The sequence below is a fragment of the Rhizobium sp. PAMB 3174 genome (assembly GCF_052908375.1).
This window is the reverse complement of record NZ_CM128608.1, coordinates 1095437-1116015: the sequence shown is the minus strand read 5'-3', so window position 1 is coordinate 1116015 and position 20579 is coordinate 1095437. Positions and strand designations below refer to the sequence as shown.

Sequence of the window (20579 nt, the reverse complement as noted above, 5' to 3'; positions counted from 1 at the left end):
ATCGGAGACATTCCCCAATCAGGGCGCAAGACTGACTGAAAGAGAGATGAACACATGAAGAAGACGGGCGGCCAGCTCATTGTCGAAGCCCTCGAAGCCAATGGCGTCGAGCGCATTGCCAGCGTTCCGGGCGAAAGCTTCCTCGCCGTTCTCGATGCGCTCCACGACAGTGCAATCGAGATGATCGTCTGCCGCCAGGAAGGCGGCGCGGCGATGATGGCGGACTGCTGGGGGCGACTGACCGGCAAACCGGGCATCTGCTTGGTGACCCGCGGTCCCGGCGCCACCAACGCCTCCGCCGGCCTGCACATCGCCATGCAGGATTCGGTCCCGATGATCCTCTTCATCGGCCAGGTCCAACGAGAGGCACGCGAGCGCGAGGCCTTCCAGGAAGTCGAATTCCGCCGCGCCTTCACCGAATTCGCCAAATGGGTGGGCGAGATCGATGACGCCGCGCGCATTCCCGAATTCGTCACCCGCGCCTTCGCGGTCGCCACATCCGGCCGCCCCGGCCCTGTCGTCCTGACGCTGCCCGAAGACATGCTGCGCGACGAGGTGGAAGCGCCTGCGGCAAAGGCCTGCACGCCGGTTCCCGCGCATCCGGGGCCGTCCCAGATTGCCGAACTCCGCAACCGGTTGCTGAAGGCGGAGCGTCCGATGATCATCCTCGGCGGCACGCGCTGGAACGAGGAAGCGGTCGCCGGCATCCGCGCCTTTGCCGAACGCTGCAACCTGCCCGTCGGCTGCTCCTTCCGCCGCCAGATGCTGTTCGATCACCTGAGCCCGTCCTATGCCGGCGATGTCGGCATAGGCATCAATCCGGCGCTGGCAAAAGAGATCAAGGAGGCCGACCTCCTGATCCTGATCGGCGCCCGCATGTCGGAAATGCCGTCCTCCAGCTACACGCTGATCGACATCCCCTACCCCAGGCAGACGCTCGTTCACGTCTTCCCCGATCCGGAGGAACTCGGGCGCGTCTACCGGCCGGATCTGGCGATCTGCGCCGCGCCGTCGGATTTCGTCGCGGCCCTTACCGGGCTCGAGCTTGCCGACAGCGCGCGCTTTGCCGCGCGCACCCGCGCCATGCACGACGCCTATCTCTCCTGGTCGACCCCGCCGAAGACCGGCCCGGGGGCGGTCCAGATGGGACCGATCATGGAGTGGATCGAGAACAACACGTCCGCCGATGCCATCTTCACCAACGGCGCCGGCAACTACGCCACCTGGCTGCATCGCTTCCACCGCTTCCGGGCATACAACACGCAGGCAGCCCCCTGCTCCGGCTCCATGGGCTACGGCCTGCCGGCGGCAGTCGCTGCCAAGGCGCTGTTTCCCGAGCGCGAAGTCATCTGCTTTGCCGGCGACGGCTGCTTCATGATGCATGGCCAGGAATTCGTCACCGCCGTGCGCTACGGCCTGCCGCTGATCACCCTCGTCATCAACAACAACACCTACGGCACGATCCGCATGCATCAGGAACGGGAATATCCCGGCCGCGTCTCCGGCACGGATCTCGTCAATCCGGATTTTGCCGCACTCGCCCGCGCCTATGGCGGCCACGGCGAAACGGTGGAGACGACGGCAGACTTCGCACCGGCCTTCGAACGTGCGCGAGCCAGCGGCAAGCCGGCGATCATCGAAATCAAGCTCGATCCGGAAGCGATCACGCCGACGCGGACGCTGTCCGAGATCTCGGCTTCGTCAAAGCGCTAAAAATCAATCGCCTTCAGGTGCTTGGAGGCAATTCCGGACTCAATCTCGCAAGCACCTGAATCAGTCTCTCGCAAACAAAAAGCCCCGGCGCGACAGCACCGGGGCTTTTCTCTGATCTGCGGGACAGATGCGCTTACAGCGCCGCCGTCACGATGAATTCGACCTTGTACTTCGGCGCGGCAAGCGCGCCCTGGCTGGTCGCGCGGGCCGGCGTGTTGGCCGGATCGACCCAGGCTTCCCAGGCTGCGTTCATTTCAGCGAACGTCGACATGTCGGAGAGGTAGATGATCGTCTGCAGGATCTTCGACTTGTCGGTGCCGGCAGCCGCCAGCAGGCGATCGACTTCCGCCAGTGCGTCCTTGGACTGCTCGGCAACGGTCTCGCCTTCGCCGACCTGGCCTGCGAGGTAAACGGTGTTGCCGTGAATGACGGCCTGGCTCATACGGGCGCCGGCTTCGATACGCTTGATGCTCATCATGGTCTCCTTGATAAATGGATGTGCAAATGGAAGCGGGGCAGCGCCTGCACTGCCCCGAAAAAACAGATGGGCGGGATATTATCCGCGCATATGGACGGTCTGCTCGTAGATGCGGGTCGAGCGCGCGCCGGACCGGCAATAGCCGAGCATCGGCCGCGGCAGTTCGTCGAGCGCGTCGACCATGCCTTCGACCGCCTCTGCGGTCACACCCATCGGCCCGACTGGAATATGCCGGGTCTCGATGCCGAGTTCGGCCGCACGGGCGGAGATATCGGCAAACGTCGGCTGACCGCCGTCTTCATGGTCCGGCCGGTGGCAGACGATCGACTTGAAGCCCATGTCCTTGATGGCGTCCAGTTCCTCGACCGTGATCTGGCCGCTCACCGAGTATTCACCGTTGACTTCGCGGATATCCATGCGCCTCTCCTCGATTTCGTTTGGCGTTTGTCTACGCGCAAGCGCCCGCTCGCGTCAATCTTCCCCGCATCAATCTTCGAATACGAAGCTGATCGAATAGTCCCTGCTCTCGCCGGGCTGCAGGAGATCGAGTTCGCCGGCTGCCGCAAGATCGGCGCGCGAGACCCAGCGATGCGAGACCGGCTCGATGCCGAGCACATGCGCCGGAGGCTCCTGGTTGCGCCACATCTGCAGATGCGGGAGCGTCGCGACGGAGAAAGCAACCTTCAGCGTACGCCCGGCAATTCCGGCGATCGGTCCGAGCGCGACGGCTGCTTCGTCATCCCCGGCCTTGGCGGTCGCGGGCACGCAGAAGACCTTCATGTCCGTATCGCCGAATTTCCAGCCGATGGAACCGCTTTCGAACATGGCACCGTCCAGCCGCGTGCGATCGTCGAACAGATGCGCGCCGATATTCATATGATACATGAAGACCGGCGGAAACGGCGTATCGCCGGCATTGACCACCCGGTCGCTGAGCGTAGTCTTGCCGGTGACGCCGTCCATCATCCACCGACGCTCAAGCCGGGCGGTTCCGCCCTGGGCGAGATCGACGACGACACTGGCGCTGATTTCGGCATGATTGCTGGACTGCTCATTGGAAATCACCACCGCGGGACTGCCGGCAAGCGAACCATGCAAAGGAAACCTCTTGCCGTCCGTCCGCCCCTCGATCGGCTCCGGATGACGGATATGATCCGGACCGCAGGTGAAGAGAAACCCGCCGACCGAGTGGAGAATACGCGCGTCACCATCGTCCGGAACGGCTTTGCCGGGCGCGATATCGACGCCGCCGACCACGCATCCCTGCACATCCAGCGCGGAGGATTCGTCAAGAAAAAGGTGTGGGCCCCGGCCTACATGAAATTCAATCATCGGTTATCCTGTCCGTTAGGGAAGGCGATTCCCGTTTGCCGTTGGATTCTTAGGGCTTATCCTTGCCTTCGGGAAACGAAAATCCATATTCGGGCCAAATTCGGGCGCTACAGAAAATAGTCTTTGAAAGAATGGTGCTGCTGCAGTGATCAAAAACGCCAAAACATTTCTGCCTGCCTTGTTGCTGATCGGAACCCTGGCCGGAACCGCGACCGCGGATGCCCGCGACCTCTGGCGTGGCGGCGGCAGCCAGGTCGTGCTCGTCACCCCCCAGGGCGATATTCTCGACTACATGCCCGAAGAAGGCGAAGTGACGACGCGCTTCGACACCTATGGCCGCCGCGTCCTGATCGACCGCTATGGCGTGCTCATCGCAACAGAGGTACCGGCCGACCAGTATTATAGCTGGCTCGAGGAACAGGGCCGTCGCAACTCGCGCGTCACCGTTCGCGAGACCCCCTCCGATTCCTACGGCCAGCAGGAGATCATCACCGGCACGGTGCCCAATCAGGGCACGGTCGACCGCGAACCGCTGGCGCCCACCTATCCGGATGCGCCCGAGCCGGATCAGCAGGCCGATCAGTCGAACAACGATGTTCCTCAATACGCCAACACGCTGCCCAAGCCCTACACGCCGCCGAAGTCTGTCGAGCCGGCCTTGCAGCGCGACGATCCGAACCTGACGCTGAGCAAGCGTTCGAAGCCGGAAGTGGTGGCCCTCCAGGTTTTCCTCGACCGCGAGGGCTTTTCGCCGGGCGTCATCGACGGACGCATGGGTTCCAACGTCCAGAAGGCCGTCGCCGCCTATGAGCAGACCACCGGTGAGAAGCTGAACATCAACGACCTGAATGACGACGAGACGGTGATGCAGAACCTCCGGCTCTCCGGCGGCCTGCCGATCGTCAACTATACGATCACCGCCGCCGATGCCGCCGGCCCCTACGTCGCCGAAATCCCGAGCGACTACAGCCAGAAGGCCAAGCTGCCGGCGATGTCCTTTACCTCGACCTCGGAAATGCTGGCCGAGAGGTTCCACATGGATGAGGACTACCTGAAGGAACTCAATCCGGGCGTCGACTTCTCCATTCCCGGCACCATCATCAAGGTGGTCAATCCGGGCAACCCGAAGAAGGGCACCGTCACCCGCATTCTCGCAGACAAGGCGAAGAAACAGGTTCTCGCCTATGGCGAGGATGGCGGTCTGATCGCCGCCTATCCGGCCACGATCGGCTCCTCCGACACGCCCTCGCCGTCCGGCACCGTGACGGTAGAGCGCGTCGCGCTGAACCCGGGCTACACCTACAATCCCAAGATCAACTTCAAGCAGGGCGAGAACAACCAGATCCTGCAGATCAATCCGGGCCCGAACGGCCCCGTCGGCAATGTGTGGATCGCACTCTCGAAGCCGACCTACGGCATTCACGGCACGCCCGAGCCGTCGCAGATCGGCAAGACGGCGAGCCACGGCTGCGTGCGCCTGACCAACTGGGACGCCAACGAACTCGCCAAGATGGTCAAGCCCGGCGTCACCGTCGAATTCGTCGACTGATCGCCATCAACGCCTGAAGACATGAAAACCGCCCGGTCATCGACCGGGCGGTTTTCATTTCGGCCGAGCTTGGGAGGAGATCAGGCCGCTGATTTGTTCCAGAAGCCGAAACGGCTTCGATTTGCCGTGACGGCGGCGCGCGTCGAAGGACGTGCCCGGACTTCGGCCGGCAGGAGCGTGAGAACTTCCCGCGCGAAGGCCCTGGCGTTTTCCTGTGCCTTGTCGAGATTGCTAACCTTGGCGGCATCCATCGTGTAGAGCGTGCCGCCGCAATCGAACACCTCGCGGAAGGCGGTGCGTTCGGCAATCGACGTGTCGAGCACGTTGACGCCCCGGGCCGACAGCAGTTCCTTGATCGCGGCGAGCGCCCGCGTCGTCACCATCGACGTGACCCGCGTCAGCACCACCGAATGTGGAATGTGAATATTGGCCTTCTCGCGCAGGAGCTTCAGAAGATCGAGGATCTGCGCCGCGCCGCGCGCATCCATGGCACAGCCCTGGACGGGGATCAGCACATGGTTGGAAACGCCGAGGGCGGTCGTCACCAGCGCGTCACGCGCACCGGCCAGATCGATGATGAAGTAGTCGACGCCCGCCATCCGGGCATCCTGGATATGACAGGGAAGCGAGGCCGTGCTGACTTCGGAAATGACCGAGAGATTGGCGATGACGCCGCCCGCCTCGTGCCACGACGAGATCCAGCGCTGCGGGTCGGCGTCGAGGACGACGACCTTGTGCCCTGCCCGTGCCAGTTCGGTCGAAAGAAGAAGGGAAGCGGTGGTCTTGCCGGCACCGCCTTTTGCGTTTGCGAGGGTAATCACTTGCATTCTGAATTCTCCGCCTGCTGAACCGCGAGCCCCATCTCGCCCTCTTGCACGTGCACCGAAGGACATGGTGCGAGGTTAATCAACTGTTGCGGAGTATGGTTAACGAGGCGTTAACCCGAGGCGCTGCCTTTGCACTCATGAGAAATGAGGGATAACCATCGGAAAATCCGGAAAAAATTTCTTATTAGCGCCCCCTGAAATGAAGACAGGGTTGAAATCCGTTGTTTCTCAGGGTTTCCACGCGTCCCTCGCGGCAAGTTCCGTCTCCGTACATGACAGCAAAAAGCCGGGCGCGGCTGGTTGCGACGCGCCCGGCTTGCACATGTCAGAGCGTCAGATGCACTCGGCGAAAAGCTTCTTGGCCGCATCCAGCGTCAGTTCGACCGGGTTGCCGCCGGCCGTCGGGTCGACGATCGCCATTTCCGACATCTCGTCGATGCGGCTGGTGTCGACGCCGAGCGCCGACAGGCGATCCGGCACGCCGAGTTCTTCGCGAAGCTGCAGCACGTAGTCGTAGAAGCCGTTGAAGCCGCCGGAAATGCCGAGATAGGCGGCCGCTGCGGCAATCTTGTCCTCGATTGCCGGACGGTTGAAGCGCAGCACCGGCGGCATCACGACGGCATTCGTCATGCCGTGATGGGTGTTGTAGATCGCGCCGACCGGATGCGACAGCGAGTGGATGGCGCCGAGCCCCTTCTGGAAGGCGACGGCGCCCATGGCGGCGGCCGACATCATGTGCGCGCGCGCCTCGATATCCGTGCCGTCGGCATAGGCGCGCGGCAGGTATTCCTTGACGAGGCGCATGCCCTCGAGCGCGATGCCCTGGCTCATCGGATGGTAGAAGGGCGAGGAATAGGCTTCCAGGCAATGGGCAAACGCGTCCATGCCGGTGCCGGCGGTGATCACCTTCGGCATGCCGACGGTCAGTTCCGGATCGCAGATCGTGATCGACGGCAGGAACTTCGGGTGGAAGATCACCTTCTTCGTATGCGTCGCCGAATTGGTGATGACCGATGCGCGGCCGACTTCCGAGCCGGTGCCGGCGGTCGTCGGCACGGCGATGATCGGCGCGATGCCGTCGGAGTTGGCGCGCGTCCACCAGTCGCCGACGTCCTCGAAATCCCAGACCGGACGGCTCTGGCCGACCATGAAGGCGACGCACTTGCCGAGGTCGAGGCCCGAGCCGCCGCCAAAGGCGATGACGCCGTCATGGCCGCCGTCCTTGAAGGCTTTCACGCCGGCGTCGAGGTTCTTGTCGTTCGGGTTCGGATCAACGTCTGCGAAGATCGCCCGGCCAAGGCCGCCGGCGTCGAGAATGTCGAGCGCCTGCGCCGTGATCGGCAGGCTGGCAAGGCCGCGGTCGGTGACCAGCAGCGGCTTCTTGATGCCGGTCGCCTTGCAATGATCGGCGAGTTCCTTGATGCGCCCTGCCCCGAACTTGATCGCGGTCGGGTAGCTCCAGTTGGCGGTAATGGTCATGTCAGTCATGCCTTCTTGAGATGATAGGATTTCGGGCGGGTCAGGTTGTGGAAGCCGATGACGGAGAGCGAGCCGCCCTTGCCGGTTTCCTTGCAGCCGGTCCAGCAGAGTGCGGGGTCGAGGTAGTCGGCGCGGTTCATGAACACGGTCCCGGTCTCGATCTCGCGGCCGATGCGGGCGGCGCGCTCCGCGTCCTTGGTCCACAGCGATGCCGTGAGGCCGTATTTGCAGTCGTTCATCAGTTCGAGCGCTTCCGCGTCGTTCTTGACCTTCATGATGCCGACGACAGGACCGAAGCTTTCCTCGGTCATCACGTCCATCGTGTGGTCGACATCGACGAGCACCTGCGGCGCGAGATAGCCGCCACCGTCATCTTGCGGGAACAGTTTCGGATCGACCAGTGCCTTGGCGCCCTTCGCAACGGCCTTCGATACCTGGTCGCGGACGGTCGCGGCAAAGCGCTTGTGCGCCATCGGGCCGAGCGTGGTTTCCTGCTCCAGCGGATTGCCGAGCTTGTAGGACGAGGCAAAGGCGACGGCCTTTTCGACAAAGGCGTCGTAGAGGTTCTCATTCACATAGATGCGCTCGATGCCGCAGCAGCACTGCCCGGAATTGAACATTGCGCCATCCATCAGCGTATCGACGGCCGCATCGAGATCGGCGTCTTCCATGACGTAGCCCGGATCCTTGCCGCCAAGCTCGAGACCGACATTCGTGAAGGTGCCGGCCGCAGCACGTTCGATCGAACGGCCGCCTTCGACGGAACCGGTGAAGTTGACGAAGCCGAAGCTCTTCTCGCCGATCAGCGCCGAGGTCGTGTCATGGTCGAGGAAGATGTTCTGGAAAACGTCTTCCGGCACGCCGGCCTCGTTGAAGGCGCGCACCATGCGCTCGCCGACGAGGATCGTCTGGCTGGCATGCTTGAGGATGACGGTGTTGCCGGCCATCAGCGCCGGAGCGACCGTGTTGATCGCGGTCATGTAGGGATAGTTCCACGGCGCGATGACGAAGACGACGCCATGCGGCTCGCGCTCGATGCGGCGCTCGAAGGAGGCGCTGTCTTCGATGACCAGCGGCGCCAGAGACGACGCGGCGATCTCGGCGACGTAGTTGGAGCGCTCGTTGAAGCCCCTGAACTCGCCGCCGTAACGCACCGGCCGGCCCATCTGCCAGGCAAGCTCGGTGACGACCTCGTCGGCCATCTCGTTCAGACGGGCGACGCCCTTCAAGACAAGCTGAACGCGGTCTTCGAGCGGACGGGCCGCCCATGCCTTCTGCGCCTTCTTCGCACGTGCCACCGCCGCGCGGGCATCATCCAGCGCCAAAGCCGGACGCTCGGCATATACTTCGCCGTTCACCGGCGAAATGCATCGGATCATGGTCATGATCTTCACTACCTTTTGCTGGGTTCTGCTGCGAACCCGTTTCTTTCGTTAGGCTCTCTCGAAGCCGCGCGCGACTTCCCAGTCGGTGACGCGGCGGTCGAATTCTTCCTGCTCCCATTCCGCCGCCCGGACGTAATGGTCGATGACGTCGCTGCCGAGCGCCTCGCGCAGCATCTTGGATCCCTTCAGGGTCTCGATTGCCTGGCGGAGCGTCTTCGGCACCTCGCGGACATTGGCCGCGCCATAGGCGTCGCCGGTATAGGGCGCTTCGAGCTTCATCTTCTTCTCGATGCCGTCGATGCCGGCGGCAAGCAACGCCGCAAACGCAAGATAGGGATTGAGGTCGGCGCCGCCAATGCGGCATTCCACCCGCACACCCTTGGTGTCTTCGCCACACAGGCGGAAGCCGGCCGTGCGGTTGTCCTTCGACCAGACGATCTTCGTCGGGGCGAACGTACCGGCGATGAAGCGCTTGTAGGAATTGATGTAGGGCGCGAGGAAATAGGTCATCTCCTCGGCATGCGCGAGCAGGCCGGCGATATAGTGCTCCATCAGCTCAGACATGCCGGATTCGCGCGCCGGATCGTAGAACAGCGGCTTGCCATCGAGGCTCCACAGCGACTGGTGGACATGCGACGAGTTGCCGGCGGCCTGGGCATGCCACTTGGCAAGGAAGGTGATCGCCTTGCCCTTCTGCCAGGCGATTTCCTTGGCGCCGTGCTTGGCGATCGAATGATTGTCGGCAGCCAGCATCGCCTCGGCGTAGCGGACGTTGATTTCTTCCTGGCCGGCGGACGCCTCGCCCTTGGTGTTTTCGACCGGAATGCCGGCACCGTAGAGGCCGTTGCGGATCGCCCGCATGACATTCTCGATCTTGGTCGTCTGGAGGATATGGTAGTCCTCGTTATAGGCGCTCGAAAGCTTCAGGTTGCGGTAGCCGGCGGCATTGGCGCTCTCATAGCTCTCGTCGAACAGGAAGCATTCCAGCTCGGTCGCCATGAAGGCCTTCATGCCCATTGCTTCGAGCCTCTTGATCTGCTTCTTCAGGATCGAGCGCGGCGACAGCGGCACTTCCGCATGGGTGTGGTGATCGTAGAAATCGGACAACACCATCGCCGTGCCTTCGAGCCACGGGATCTTGCGGAGCGTCGAGAGGTCCGGCTTGACCGTGTAGTCGCCGTAGCCGGCCGACCAGCTGGCCGAGGTGTAGCCCGGGACCGTTTCCATCTCGATGTCGGTTGCCAGCAGGTAGTTGCAGCAATGGGTTTCCTCATAGGCGCTGTTGATGAAGTGCTCAGCGTGGAAGCGCTTGCCCATCAGACGACCCTGCATGTCCACCTGTACGGAAAGGACGGTGTCGATGCGCCCTTCGGCGACATCCTTCTTCAATTCATCGAACGTGTAGGTGGCGGTCATCTGAGTTCCTGCCTCGAGCGTTTCATCCATCAACTGCAAACGGCCCGGAGCTCAGGCGCCCCGGACCGCGATTTCCTATATAGACGCAATCAGCCTTCGCGGTAAGGCGAGCCTGCCTTGGCCATGACCGCCTGATAATCCTTGAGGATCTTGACGACCTTGGCGTTGCGTTCGCTCTGGGTGGCGATCTCGTCCCAAAACTCCATGGCCTTGTCTTCGACCGTCTTCCACTCTTCCGCCGGAATGCTGGTGAGCTCCAGCGGCGAGCCGCCGGCGCGAAGCGCTGCCTCGCCCCCCCAGTACCAGTGCAGGCGGTGGTAATGCGAGGAGTCCATGCAGACGCCCCACAGAGTTTTCAGGTGCTCCGGCACTTCCTTCCAGCGGTCGGCATTGGCGAAGAACGATCCGCACCAGCCGCCGGAGATGTTGTTGGTCAGGAAGTACTTCACCGTGTCCTCCCAGCCGACGGTATGCACTTCGGTGATCCCGGACCACGCAACCGCGTCGATTTCACCGGTCTGCATGGCAACCGGCGTGTCTTCGTAGGGGATCGTCACCGGAATGACGCCGAACTGTTCCAGGAACTTGCCGGCCGTCGGGAATGTGAACACGCGCAGGCCCTTCAGGTCGGCCAGCGACTTGATCGGCTTGTTGGTCGAGAAGTTGCACGGGTCCCAGGCGCCGGCGGACAGCCACTTCACGCCGACTTCGGCATAGGCCTCGTCCCAGATCTCGGCCAGACCATACTTGTAGAACAGCGTCGGCACGTCGAGTGCGAACTTCGAGGCGAACGGGAAATAGCCGCCGAACACCTTGATGTCGACCGGCGAGTTCATCGAGTCGTCGTCGGACTGGACGGCGTCGATCGTGCCCTGCTGCATGGCGCGGAAAAGCTCGCCCGTCGGCACAAGCTGGTCGGCCGTATAGAGCTCGATTTCCATTTCGCCATTGGCGACCTTGTTGAACTTCTCGACGCAGGGCTTGACCACTTCTTCGGCGAGCGCCGCGCCGGCATAGGTCTGGAGACGCCACTTGATCGGCGCCTGCGCCTTCACATAGGGAGCGGCAAGCGTAGCAGGACCGGCGGCGGCAACGGCAACCCCGGCCTTTTTCAGGAATTCGCGTCTGCTTTTCATGTTGGTATCCCTCTATTGTTTCTCTGGTTTGTCTTATCGGCGGCGAAATCCCCCGCCACCGGTCTCACATTCCGGCCCCTTCTGTCGGGGGCCTTCAAAAACTCCATGCGCGGCCCTAGCCCCTGACCGAAACCTGCTCCGGCAGCCAGAGCGCGATCTGCGGAAACAGCATGACCAGGACCAGGCCGATGATCATCAATCCGACAAAGGGCCAGACAGACTTGTAGATGTCCTTCAGCGCGATTTCCGGCGGCGCCATGGCGCGCATCAGGAACAGGTTGTAGCCGAACGGCGGCGTCATGTAGGCGATCTGGCAGGTGATGGTGTAGAGCACGCCGTACCAGACGAGATCGAAGCCCAGCGCCCTGACCAGCGGAATGTAGAGCGGCGCAACGATCACCAGCATGGCGGTGTCGTCCAGAAACGTCCCCATGATGATGAAGGAGATCTGCATCAGGATAAGGATTTCCCAGGGACCGAGGCCCAGCTTGTCCTGGAAGATCGACGAGATCGTCTTGACTGCGCCGAGCCCGTCGAACACCGAGCCGAAGCAGAGCGCCGCCATGATGATCCACATGAACATCGCCGAAATGCCGAGCGTCTGTTCGAGCGTACGGTTCCAGACCTCCTTGGTCAGGCGGCCCTTGTACCAGGCCGCGAGAAGCGCGGAGGCCGCGCCGATCGCCGAGCTTTCGACAAGGCTCGTCACGCCCATGACGAACAGGCCCATCATCAGGAAGAAAATCAGGAACGGAATGATGCCGGCTCTCAGAAGCTTGAGCTTTTCCTTCATCGGAACGTTGCGTTCCTCCGGCGACAGCATCGGCGCCAGCTCCGGCTGCAACTTGCAGCGAATGATGATGTAGATGATGAACAGCGTCGCCAGAAGCAGGCCCGGGAGCGCGCCGGCGAGCCACAGCTTGCCGACCGGCTGGCGAGCGATCATGCCATAGAGAACCAGCACGACGGACGGCGGAACGAGGATGCCGAGCGAGGAGCCCGCCTGGATCACGCCGGAGACCATGATCTTGTCGTAGCCACGCCTCAGGAGCTCCGGAAGCGCGATCGTTGCGCCGATCGCCATGCCCGCGACCGAAAGGCCGTTCATCGCCGAGATGATGACCATCAGTCCGATCGTGCCGACGGCGAGACCGCCGGGCAGACCGCCAATCCAGACGTGGAACATCTTGTAGAGGTCTTCGGCAAGCCCGGATTCAGACAGCAGGTAGCCCATGTAGATGAACAGCGGCAGCGTGACGAGCGCATACCATTTCATCAGTTTCATGCCGGCGGAAAAGCCGAGCTCCATGCCACCGGGGCCCCAGAGGAGCGCGGCAGCAACTACGCCGACGACGCCGATCGCGGCAAACACCCGCTGACCGGTAAACATGGTCAGCATCATCGACAGGAACATGAAGAAGGCGATCAACTCATAATTCATCGATCGGCTCCCCTCTCCAGATCGCGACATCCTTGATCAAGATGGAAATCGACTGCAGGATCATCAGGAAGATGCCGACCGTCATGGCGATCTTGATCGGCGCCATGTAGGGCGACCAGGATGAATAGCTCGTCTCGCCGTATTCCAGCGCATACATGGTCGAGGAAATGCCGCCATAGAGCATGAAGCCGAGATAGGTCAGCAGCAGGAAGACGGTGAAGCAGTCGACGATCGCCTTGGTACGCGGTGACCAGCGGCCATAGATCAGGTCCATGCGCACATGGCTGTCGAGCTGCATGGAATAGGGGCCGCCAAGCAGGAAATAGGCGATCATGATGAACTCCGCCATCTCCAGCGTCCAGTTGGCCGGCAGGAAGAATACCTTGGAAATGGATGAATACAGCAATACGCCCATCAGGACGAAAACGAGATACATCACAATGCGCCCAAGCCGCCGGTTGAACCGGTCGACGCGGCGCACATAGGTTTTCAGAAAATCAGGCATCGACGCCCCCGCGCCGCAGTCCGCCTGCATCCCTCAAATTCGTCATTTCCCTCTCCAGTTCGGATAGTGACCCGGCCTACCTCGTCCTGACTGTTCCCCGTTTCCTGCAGTCTTATTGTCGTTTCAGCTTCTTGCCTGCAGGGCCTGTTTCAAAAGATCTTCGAGAAAGCCCGCCGCCTTGTCCTGGCCAGCCGCATCGGCGATCAGGTCGTTGCGGACCTCAATCATCACGTTCAGCATGCCGCGCGCCTTGGCGTGCAGGTTCAGTGTATGCGTCACGCCGTCGGCCGGACCATAGGGTTCGTTGCGCCGGACCCGGTACGGACTGTCGGCGTCCGTGCACGCGGACAGCATCCGGTCGGCAAGGCGGGCGTCGTCATCATGCAGGATGCCGATCTCGACCTCCCGCTGCTTGCCGAAATAGACGGGCGTGAAGCTGTGCATGGTGACCAGCACCGTGCCGCGCCCCGCCGCTTCCCGTGCTGCAATCACATCCTCGACCCTGCTGTGGAACGGCAGGTAGAGCGCCTCGACCCGCGCGTTGCGCTCCTGTTCGGACAGGTTGCGATTGCCGGGGATGTCGTAGATCTCGCTGACCTCCGGCATGGCGCCCGGCGATTCCGGCGGGCGATTGCAGTCGTATACGAGCCTCGAAAACTGCTGATAGACCAGCGGCGCATCAAAGGCGGCCGACAGGCGTTCGGCGACGGCGAGCGCGCCCGGATCCCAGGCGACATGGCTTTTCAGTACCTCGTCCGTCAGGCCGAGATCGCCGACGCTGGCCGGCAGACGACTGGACGCATGCTCGCAGACGATCAGGATATCGCCCGCGCCGTCGGGATTGACCACCCCGACAGGATCGCCTTCCGACCGCGCCAACAATCCGGCATGATGAAGCATGGAACCGGGGCCTTTCCGCACTGACTTTCGAATTTATGAAGAGAATTCTTCACAATCCTGTCACTGTCAATGCCGATAGAAAATTTCTTTACATTTTTATTGACTCGCTGATCAACTGCGTTTTTAGTGATAAAAAGAAGGCACCGGCAAAAGCCGGGCGGGGAACAAAACATCAGTGTCGGATACGTCGCCAAGAACAGTCGCGGACGTGATTCATGCCAATTTCGGCGGGTTGACGCGCGCCGAGCGCATGCTTGCGGACCGCATTCTGGAGAACTACCCGGTCTCCGGGCTCGGGAGCATCACGGCCATCGCCGAACAGGCCGGGGTGTCGACGCCGACGGTCGCGCGCATGGTGCAGAAGCTCGGCTACAAGGGCTATCCGGAATTCCAGGCGCATCTGCATCACGAGCTTGAGGAAACGCTGTCCAATCCGATCGCCAAGCATGATCGCTGGGCAGCGAACGCACCGGACACGCACATTCTCAACCGCTTCGCCGATGCCATCATGTCGAACCTGCGCCAGTCGCTGACCGGGCTCGATACGGCGACGTTCGACAAGGTCGCGGCACTTTTTGCCGACCGGAACCGCTCCCTCTATTTCGTCGGCGGGCGCATCACCGGCGCCATCGCCGAGTATCTCTTCACCCACATGCAGGTCATCCGCCCGCGCGCGACGCTCATGACCTCCAACTCCTCGTCATGGCCGCAATACGTCTTGAACATGGCGAAGGGCGATGTCCTGGTGATCTTCGACATCCGCCGCTACGAGGAAGAACTCGTCCGGCTCGCCAAGGCGGCGGCCGAAAGCGGCATCGAGATCGTCGTCTTCACCGACCAGTGGGCGTCTCCTGCCGCCAAGCATGCAAGTCATGTCTTCCGCATCCAGATCGAAGCGCCCTCCGCATGGGACTCTTCCGTCGTCATCCTGTTCGTCGTCGAGGCGCTGATCGAAGCTGTGCAGAACGACAGCTGGGATGAAACCCGCGAACGCATCAACACCCTGGAAAGCCTGTTCGAACAGTCCCGGCTTTTCAGGAAGGCAAGATAGGGGGGACGAAGGTTGCAGCAAAATGGCCGCAGGCCGCAGGATGAATGCCGAAATACAGGAAATGACGGTTTCCCACACGCCGGAAACTGACGCTACGGAAACCGTCACACAGGATTCACACAAGTTCAATAACGCCGAGCAAGCCGTTCGGCCGCAACTCACAAGAGGAGAAACAGAAGTGACCAACACCCTGCACCGCATGCTGTCGCTGACGACAGCGATCATGGTGGCATCCGCACCCTTCGCATATGCGGATTCCATGGACGACCTCGTTGCCGCCGCCAAGAAGGAAGGCAAGCTGACCACCATCGCCCTGCCGCATGACTGGTGCGGTTATGGCGCTCTGATCGACGGCTTCAAGGCGAAGTACGGCATCGAAGTCAACGAACTGAACCCCGACGCCGGCTCCGGCGACGAAATCGAGGCCATCAAGGCCAACAAGGGCAACACCGGCGACCAGGCTCCGGACGTCATCGACGTCGGCCTGTCCTTCGGTCCGTCCGCCAAGGCCGACGGCCTTGTTCAGCCGTACAAGGTCTCGACATGGGACGAAATCCCGGATTCCGCCAAGGATGCCGACGGCTACTGGTACGGCGACTACTACGGCGTCATGGCCTTCGAAGTGAACAAGGACATTGCCACGGAAAGCCCGAAGGACTGGGCCGACCTGCTGAAGCCGGAATATGCCAACATGGTGGCACTTGCCGGTGATCCGCGCACCTCGAGCCAGGCTATCTCGGCTGTCTTCGCGGCTGGCCTGTCGGCTGCCGGCGGCGACGTCGCCAAGGCTGGCGAAGCCGGTCTCGAGTTCTTCAAGGAACTGAACGCCAAGGGCAACTTCGTTCCGGTCATCGGCAAGTCGGCTCCGCTCGCACAGGGCACGACCCCGATCATCCTGCGCTGGGACTACAACGCCCTCGCCGACCGTGACACCCTGAACGGCAACCCTCCGATCGACGTCGTTATCCCAGAAACCGGCGTCATCGCCGGCGTCTACGTTCAGGCGATCTCGGCATATGCCCCGCATCCGAACGCTGCCAAACTGTGGATGGAGTATCTCTATTCCGACGAAGGTCAGCTCGGCTGGCTGAAGGGCTACTGCCACCCGATCCGCTTCAACGCGATGGCGAAGGCTGGCAAGATCCCGCAGGAAATGCTCGACAAGCTGCCGCCGGCAGCAGCCTATGAAAAGGCTATCTTCCCGACGCTCGAAGAGCAGGACGCCTACAAGAAGACGATCACAGAGAACTGGGATTCGGTCGTCGGCGCCAGCGTTCAGTAATCCTGAAATCGACAATGCCGCGGGGAGCAATCTCCCCGCGGCACGTCATTGTTTGAAGACTTTTTCGAAAGCGCCGCCCCATGCAAGCTAACCGGTCCGCCGCCGTGCAGAAGAAGGTCGTCGATTGGCTCGGTATCGCGCCGTTCATGATCTTCGCGGTGATGTTCCTGATCGCCCCAACGCTCTATTTGCTGGTCGGCGCATTTCTCAACGCGGACGGACAGTTCACGCTGGATAACATCCGCGGCCTGTTCACCGACAAGATCCTCGCCTCCTACGTGATCTCGCTGAAGATATCGGTGGCCTCGGCGCTCGGCGGCGGGCTCGTCGGTTTCTTCCTCGCCTGGGCCGTCGTGCTCGGCGACCTGCCGAAATTCATCCGCTCGCCGATCATGACCTTCTGCGGTGTGGCTTCCAATTTCGCTGGCGTACCGCTGGCCTTCGCCTTCCTCGCCACGCTCGGCCGCACCGGCCTCCTGACGCTGATCCTCAAGGAAGCATTCGGGTTCAACATCTACACCCACGGCTTCAACCTGCTGAGCTTTACCGGCCTGACGATCACCTACATGTACTTCCAGATCCCGCTGATGGTGCTAATCATCACCCCGGCGCTCGACGGCATGAAGAAGGAATGGCAGGAAGCCGCCCAGAGCCTCGGCGCCACCACCTTCCAGTACTGGACCCGTGTGGCCCTGCCGATCCTGTTCCCGAGCATCCTCGGCACGCTCCTCCTGATGTTCGCCAACGCCTTCGGCGCGATCGCCACCGCCTATTCGCTGACCGGCTCGACCTTCAACATCGTGCCGATCCAGCTCTACGCCCAGATCCGCGGCGACGTGCTGCACAACCCCAATCTCGGCTATGCACTCGCCTTCGGCATGGTGGTCATCACCGGCATTTCGAACCTGATCTACATCTGGCTGCGGGTGCGCGCCGAAAGGTGGCAGAAATGAACGCGAAGAAAATCGGCGCCTGGTTTGCCGTCTTCATCGGCTCACTCTACTTCATCGTCCCGCTGATCGGCACGTTCGAATTCTCCTTGCGCATGCGTCGCGGCGAATATTCCTTCGACGCCTACCGGTCGGTCTTTTCCGACGTCGATTTCCACCAGTCCTTCAGCTATTCGATCGTGATGGCGCTGCTGACCATCCTCTTCGGCATGCTGCTGGTCGTGCCGACCGCCTACTGGGTGCGGCTGCGCCTGCCGCAGATCCGCCCCGTCGTCGAGTTCTTGAGCCTCATGCCGCTCGTCATTCCGGCGATCGTCATCGTCTTCGGCTATCTGCGGCTCTACAACTCTTCGTCGCTGATCCCCTTCACCGGCACGACGCGCGGCACCGACGCGCTGCTGATGTTCGCCTTCATGACGCTGTCTCTGCCCTACATGTACCGCGCCGTCGACACCGCGATGCGGGCGATCGACGTCAACACGCTGACGGAAGCCGCCCAGAGCCTCGGCGCCTCCTGGCCGATGATCATGTTCCGCTGCATCTTTCCGAACGTCATGAGCGGCGTGCTCTCGGGCTCGTTCATCACATTCGCGATCGTCATCGGCGAATTCACCCTGCCCTCGCTGCTCAACCGGCCGGCCTTCGGCCCCTACCTGCAGCTGATCGGCGCCAACCGGGCCTATGAGCCGCCGGCACTTGCCATCATCGCATTCGCCATCACCTGGCTCTCCATGGGCCTGATCCAGCTCGTTTCGCGCCTCTCCCGCTCCAGCGCACGCCTCGCCTGAAGGAACTGAAAACCAATGTCTTTTCTCGAACTGACGAACATCCAGAAAAGCTTCGGCCCGGTCAAAGTCGTGCACGACTTCAACATGGCGATCGACGAAGGCGAGTTCATTTCCTTCCTCGGGCCGTCGGGCTGCGGCAAGACGACCATCCTGCGCATGGTCGCCGGCTTTGAAATCCCGACGGGCGGCATGATCAACATCAACGGCGTCGACCAGTCGCGGCTTAAGCCCAACCAGCGCAATATCGGCATGGTGTTCCAGGCCTATGCGCTGTTTCCCAACATGACCGTGTTCGACAACGTCGCCTTCGGCCTGAAGATCGCCGGCATGAGCAAGGCCGACATCCAGAAGCGGGTGAAGGAAATGCTCGGCCTCATCCATCTCGAGCATCTCTCCGACCGCTTTCCCTACCAGATGTCCGGCGGCCAGCAGCAGCGCGTGGCGCTGGCCCGCGCGCTGGCACCAAGCCCCAAGGTGCTGCTGCTCGACGAACCGCTTTCGGCACTCGACGCCAAGATCCGCGTTTCGCTCCGCGAGGAAATCCGTGCGATCCAGCGAAAACTCGGCATCACCACCATCTTCGTTACGCATGACCAGGAAGAGGCCCTGTCGATCTCCGACCGCATCGTCGTCATGAACGCCGGCCGCGCCGACCAGATCGGCTCGCCCTCGGAGGTCTACAACAAGCCGGCCACACGGTTCGTCGCGAGTTTCGTCGGTACGCTCAACATCATCGAGGCGAAGGTCGCCAATCCCGATGCCAACACCATCACCATCGGCGACCAGACGATCGCGCTGGCCGAATCCCTTGGCGGCATGAAGGGCGGCGACAAGGTATCCCTGGCGCTGCGCCCGGAGGCGGGTTCGCTGAATTCGTCCGAAGGCGACACGGCGCTGACCGGCACGGTGGTTTCGACCAACTTCCTCGGCTCCGTCATCCGCACCAAGATCGATGTCGGCGGCAATGCGATCTCCTTCGATATGTTCAACAATCCCGGTCTGAAGCCGCCGGCGATCGGCGATGTGACGACGCTGCACTTCGCCGCCGCGGACCTTCTCGTCATTCGGGAGTGAACTGAGCCCGAAAGGCGCGTAGAACAGTGTCTGCCGGCCGGCGGGCCCGGCTTCATTCAAGCCTCGCCTCCGGAGCCTTCGCCATGCCGCTTTCCGCCTTTTCCGCCCCCGGCCGCTTCCATCGGGGAAACCTGCATACCCATTCGACCCTCTCGGACGGTATCCTCGCGCCTGAGGAAGTCTGCCGGCGCTACAAGGCGGAGGGCTATGACTTCATCGCGCTGACCGACCACTTCGTCGGCCGCTTCAACTATCCGATCGCCGACACGAAGCCCTTCCGCGATAACAGCTTCACCACCATTCTCGGCGCCGAACTCCATTCCGGCGCCATGCAGAACGGCGAGCTCTGGCACATTCTCGCGGTCGGCCTGCCGGAAGATTTCGCGCCCTCGCATACGCCGGAATTCTTTCCCGTCGAAGGCCAGGAAACAGGGCCGGAGATCGCCAGGCGCGCCCGCGACGCCGGCGCCTTCGTCGCCGTCGCCCACCCGCAATGGTCGGGCATGACGCTCGACGACGCCCGCTCGATCGACGCCGCCCATGCCGTGGAAGTCTACAATCACGGCTGCGCCATGGGCTGCGACCGGCCGGACGGCTTCCACACCGCCGACCTCCTGCTCTCCGAAGGCCGCCGGCTGACGCTGATCGCCACCGACGACGCCCACTTCAACGAACCGGACCATTTCGGCGGCTGGGTGATGGTCAAGTCCGAGGCCAACACGCCGGAGCTTCTCCTGGAAGCGCTGAAGCGCGGCGATTTCTATTCGAGCCAGGGACCGGAAATCCGTGGCGTCTCGCTATCCGCCACCGCCGTCACGGTCCAGTCGACAGCCGTCGCCTCCGTCATCGTCCAGGGCCACGGCACTGCCGCCGTCGCCACACATGGACATTCGATGAGCGAAGCCAGCGTCCCGCTGCAACGCTTCGCAAAATCCCCCTGGATCCGCATCACCGTCATCGACGCCGCCGGCAAGCGCGCGTGGACCAATCCGATCTGGCTCTGATCCCGGAAACGATTCCAAAAACAGCATCTTGGAGGAGAAAGCGGAATCGGATGCTCAATCACTTGAATCGGTTTGCGAAGAATACTCACCAGCGCGAGTTTCCCCTCCCCAACCCCTCCCCACAAGGGGGAGGGGCTAACCTCTGGCAACGCATTCCCGCACTACCAACCTCGAGCTGCTTTCAAGGTCTGTAGGGGAGAACAAGCGCGTGGCAGCAAAGCCCCTCCCCCTTGTGGGGAGGGGTTGGGGAGGGGCATATCCAAACGACA

The 20579-nt window shown here is 62.1% G+C and carries 19 protein-coding genes; 8 read left to right on the top strand and 11 right to left on the bottom strand.

Annotated elements, in window-relative coordinates; all coding sequences use genetic code 11:
* The first annotated feature begins 54 nt into the window (after nucleotides 1–54).
* Nucleotides 55–1713, top strand: coding sequence for a thiamine pyrophosphate-binding protein (locus tag ACU5AY_RS05265; RefSeq protein WP_446828277.1), 1659 nt, complete (start codon nucleotides 55–57; stop codon nucleotides 1711–1713).
* A gap of 133 nt (nucleotides 1714–1846) precedes the next feature.
* Here the strand turns inward: ACU5AY_RS05265 and ACU5AY_RS05260 are convergent, their stop codons facing one another.
* From ACU5AY_RS05260 to ACU5AY_RS05250, 3 genes are all read right to left on the bottom strand, one after another.
* Nucleotides 1847–2188, bottom strand: coding sequence for a RidA family protein (locus tag ACU5AY_RS05260; protein WP_446823706.1), 342 nt, complete (start codon nucleotides 2186–2188; stop codon nucleotides 1847–1849).
* Nucleotides 2189–2269: 81 nt separating this feature from the next.
* Nucleotides 2270–2608, bottom strand: coding sequence for a TIGR01244 family sulfur transferase (locus ACU5AY_RS05255; protein WP_446823705.1), 339 nt, complete (start codon nucleotides 2606–2608; stop codon nucleotides 2270–2272).
* 69 nt (nucleotides 2609–2677) lie between these two features.
* Nucleotides 2678–3523, bottom strand: coding sequence for a DUF4432 family protein (locus tag ACU5AY_RS05250; protein WP_446828276.1), 846 nt, complete (start codon nucleotides 3521–3523; stop codon nucleotides 2678–2680).
* Nucleotides 3524–3707: 184 nt separating this feature from the next.
* On the opposite strand from ACU5AY_RS05250, the gene ACU5AY_RS05245 reads away from it, so the two are divergent.
* Entirely contained in the window at nucleotides 3708–5072 is a 1365-nt protein-coding gene (locus ACU5AY_RS05245) for a L,D-transpeptidase family protein (RefSeq protein WP_446828946.1), read from the top strand.
* Nucleotides 5073–5152: 80 nt separating this feature from the next.
* Here the strand turns inward: ACU5AY_RS05245 and ACU5AY_RS05240 are convergent, their stop codons facing one another.
* From ACU5AY_RS05240 to ACU5AY_RS05205, 8 genes are all read right to left on the bottom strand, one after another.
* Nucleotides 5153–5899, bottom strand: coding sequence for an AAA family ATPase (locus tag ACU5AY_RS05240; protein ID WP_446828275.1), 747 nt, complete (start codon nucleotides 5897–5899; stop codon nucleotides 5153–5155).
* A 333-nt stretch (nucleotides 5900–6232) separates the two neighbouring features.
* Entirely contained in the window at nucleotides 6233–7378 is a 1146-nt protein-coding gene (locus tag ACU5AY_RS05235) for an iron-containing alcohol dehydrogenase (RefSeq protein WP_446823702.1), read from the bottom strand.
* Between the two features lie 5 nt (nucleotides 7379–7383).
* The gene (locus ACU5AY_RS05230) at nucleotides 7384–8763 is read right to left on the bottom strand and encodes an aldehyde dehydrogenase family protein (protein ID WP_446828274.1); all 1380 of its coding nucleotides are present in this window, start codon (nucleotides 8761–8763) and stop codon (nucleotides 7384–7386) included.
* Nucleotides 8764–8811: 48 nt separating this feature from the next.
* On the bottom strand, nucleotides 8812–10179 hold the full coding sequence (locus tag ACU5AY_RS05225) for a glutamine synthetase family protein (RefSeq protein ID WP_446823700.1): 1368 nt from the start codon (nucleotides 10177–10179) through the stop codon (nucleotides 8812–8814).
* 89 nt (nucleotides 10180–10268) lie between these two features.
* Nucleotides 10269–11315, bottom strand: coding sequence for a TRAP transporter substrate-binding protein (locus ACU5AY_RS05220; protein WP_446823699.1), 1047 nt, complete (start codon nucleotides 11313–11315; stop codon nucleotides 10269–10271).
* A 115-nt stretch (nucleotides 11316–11430) separates the two neighbouring features.
* On the bottom strand, nucleotides 11431–12756 hold the full coding sequence (locus ACU5AY_RS05215) for a TRAP transporter large permease (RefSeq protein ID WP_446828273.1): 1326 nt from the start codon (nucleotides 12754–12756) through the stop codon (nucleotides 11431–11433).
* Nucleotides 12746–13261 (bottom strand): TRAP transporter small permease subunit, encoded by a 516-nt coding sequence (locus ACU5AY_RS05210; protein WP_446828272.1) that lies wholly within the window; start codon nucleotides 13259–13261, stop codon nucleotides 12746–12748. The genes ACU5AY_RS05215 and ACU5AY_RS05210 overlap by 11 nt, the downstream gene beginning before the upstream one ends.
* A 123-nt stretch (nucleotides 13262–13384) precedes the next feature.
* Nucleotides 13385–14161 (bottom strand): N-formylglutamate amidohydrolase, encoded by a 777-nt coding sequence (locus ACU5AY_RS05205; protein ID WP_446828271.1) that lies wholly within the window; start codon nucleotides 14159–14161, stop codon nucleotides 13385–13387.
* Nucleotides 14162–14336: 175 nt separating this feature from the next.
* On the opposite strand from ACU5AY_RS05205, the gene ACU5AY_RS05200 reads away from it, so the two are divergent.
* From ACU5AY_RS05200 to ACU5AY_RS05175, 6 genes are all read left to right on the top strand, one after another.
* On the top strand, nucleotides 14337–15212 hold the full coding sequence (locus ACU5AY_RS05200; RefSeq protein ID WP_446823695.1) for a MurR/RpiR family transcriptional regulator: 876 nt from the start codon (nucleotides 14337–14339) through the stop codon (nucleotides 15210–15212).
* A 199-nt stretch (nucleotides 15213–15411) separates the two neighbouring features.
* Nucleotides 15412–16494 carry an ABC transporter substrate-binding protein gene (locus ACU5AY_RS05195; protein WP_446828945.1) on the top strand — a complete coding sequence of 361 codons (1083 nt, stop codon included), beginning with the start codon at nucleotides 15412–15414 and terminating at the stop codon, nucleotides 16492–16494.
* 80 nt (nucleotides 16495–16574) lie between these two features.
* Nucleotides 16575–17447 (top strand): ABC transporter permease, encoded by an 873-nt coding sequence (locus tag ACU5AY_RS05190; RefSeq protein ID WP_446828270.1) that lies wholly within the window; start codon nucleotides 16575–16577, stop codon nucleotides 17445–17447.
* Entirely contained in the window at nucleotides 17444–18232 is a 789-nt protein-coding gene (locus ACU5AY_RS05185; RefSeq protein WP_446828269.1) for an ABC transporter permease, read from the top strand. The genes ACU5AY_RS05190 and ACU5AY_RS05185 overlap by 4 nt, the downstream gene beginning before the upstream one ends.
* 15 nt (nucleotides 18233–18247) lie before the next feature.
* Nucleotides 18248–19306 carry an ABC transporter ATP-binding protein gene (locus ACU5AY_RS05180; RefSeq protein ID WP_446828268.1) on the top strand — a complete coding sequence of 353 codons (1059 nt, stop codon included), beginning with the start codon at nucleotides 18248–18250 and terminating at the stop codon, nucleotides 19304–19306.
* A gap of 83 nt (nucleotides 19307–19389) precedes the next feature.
* Nucleotides 19390–20310 (top strand): PHP domain-containing protein, encoded by a 921-nt coding sequence (locus ACU5AY_RS05175; protein ID WP_446828267.1) that lies wholly within the window; start codon nucleotides 19390–19392, stop codon nucleotides 20308–20310.
* Nucleotides 20311–20579: the final 269 nt, after the last annotated feature.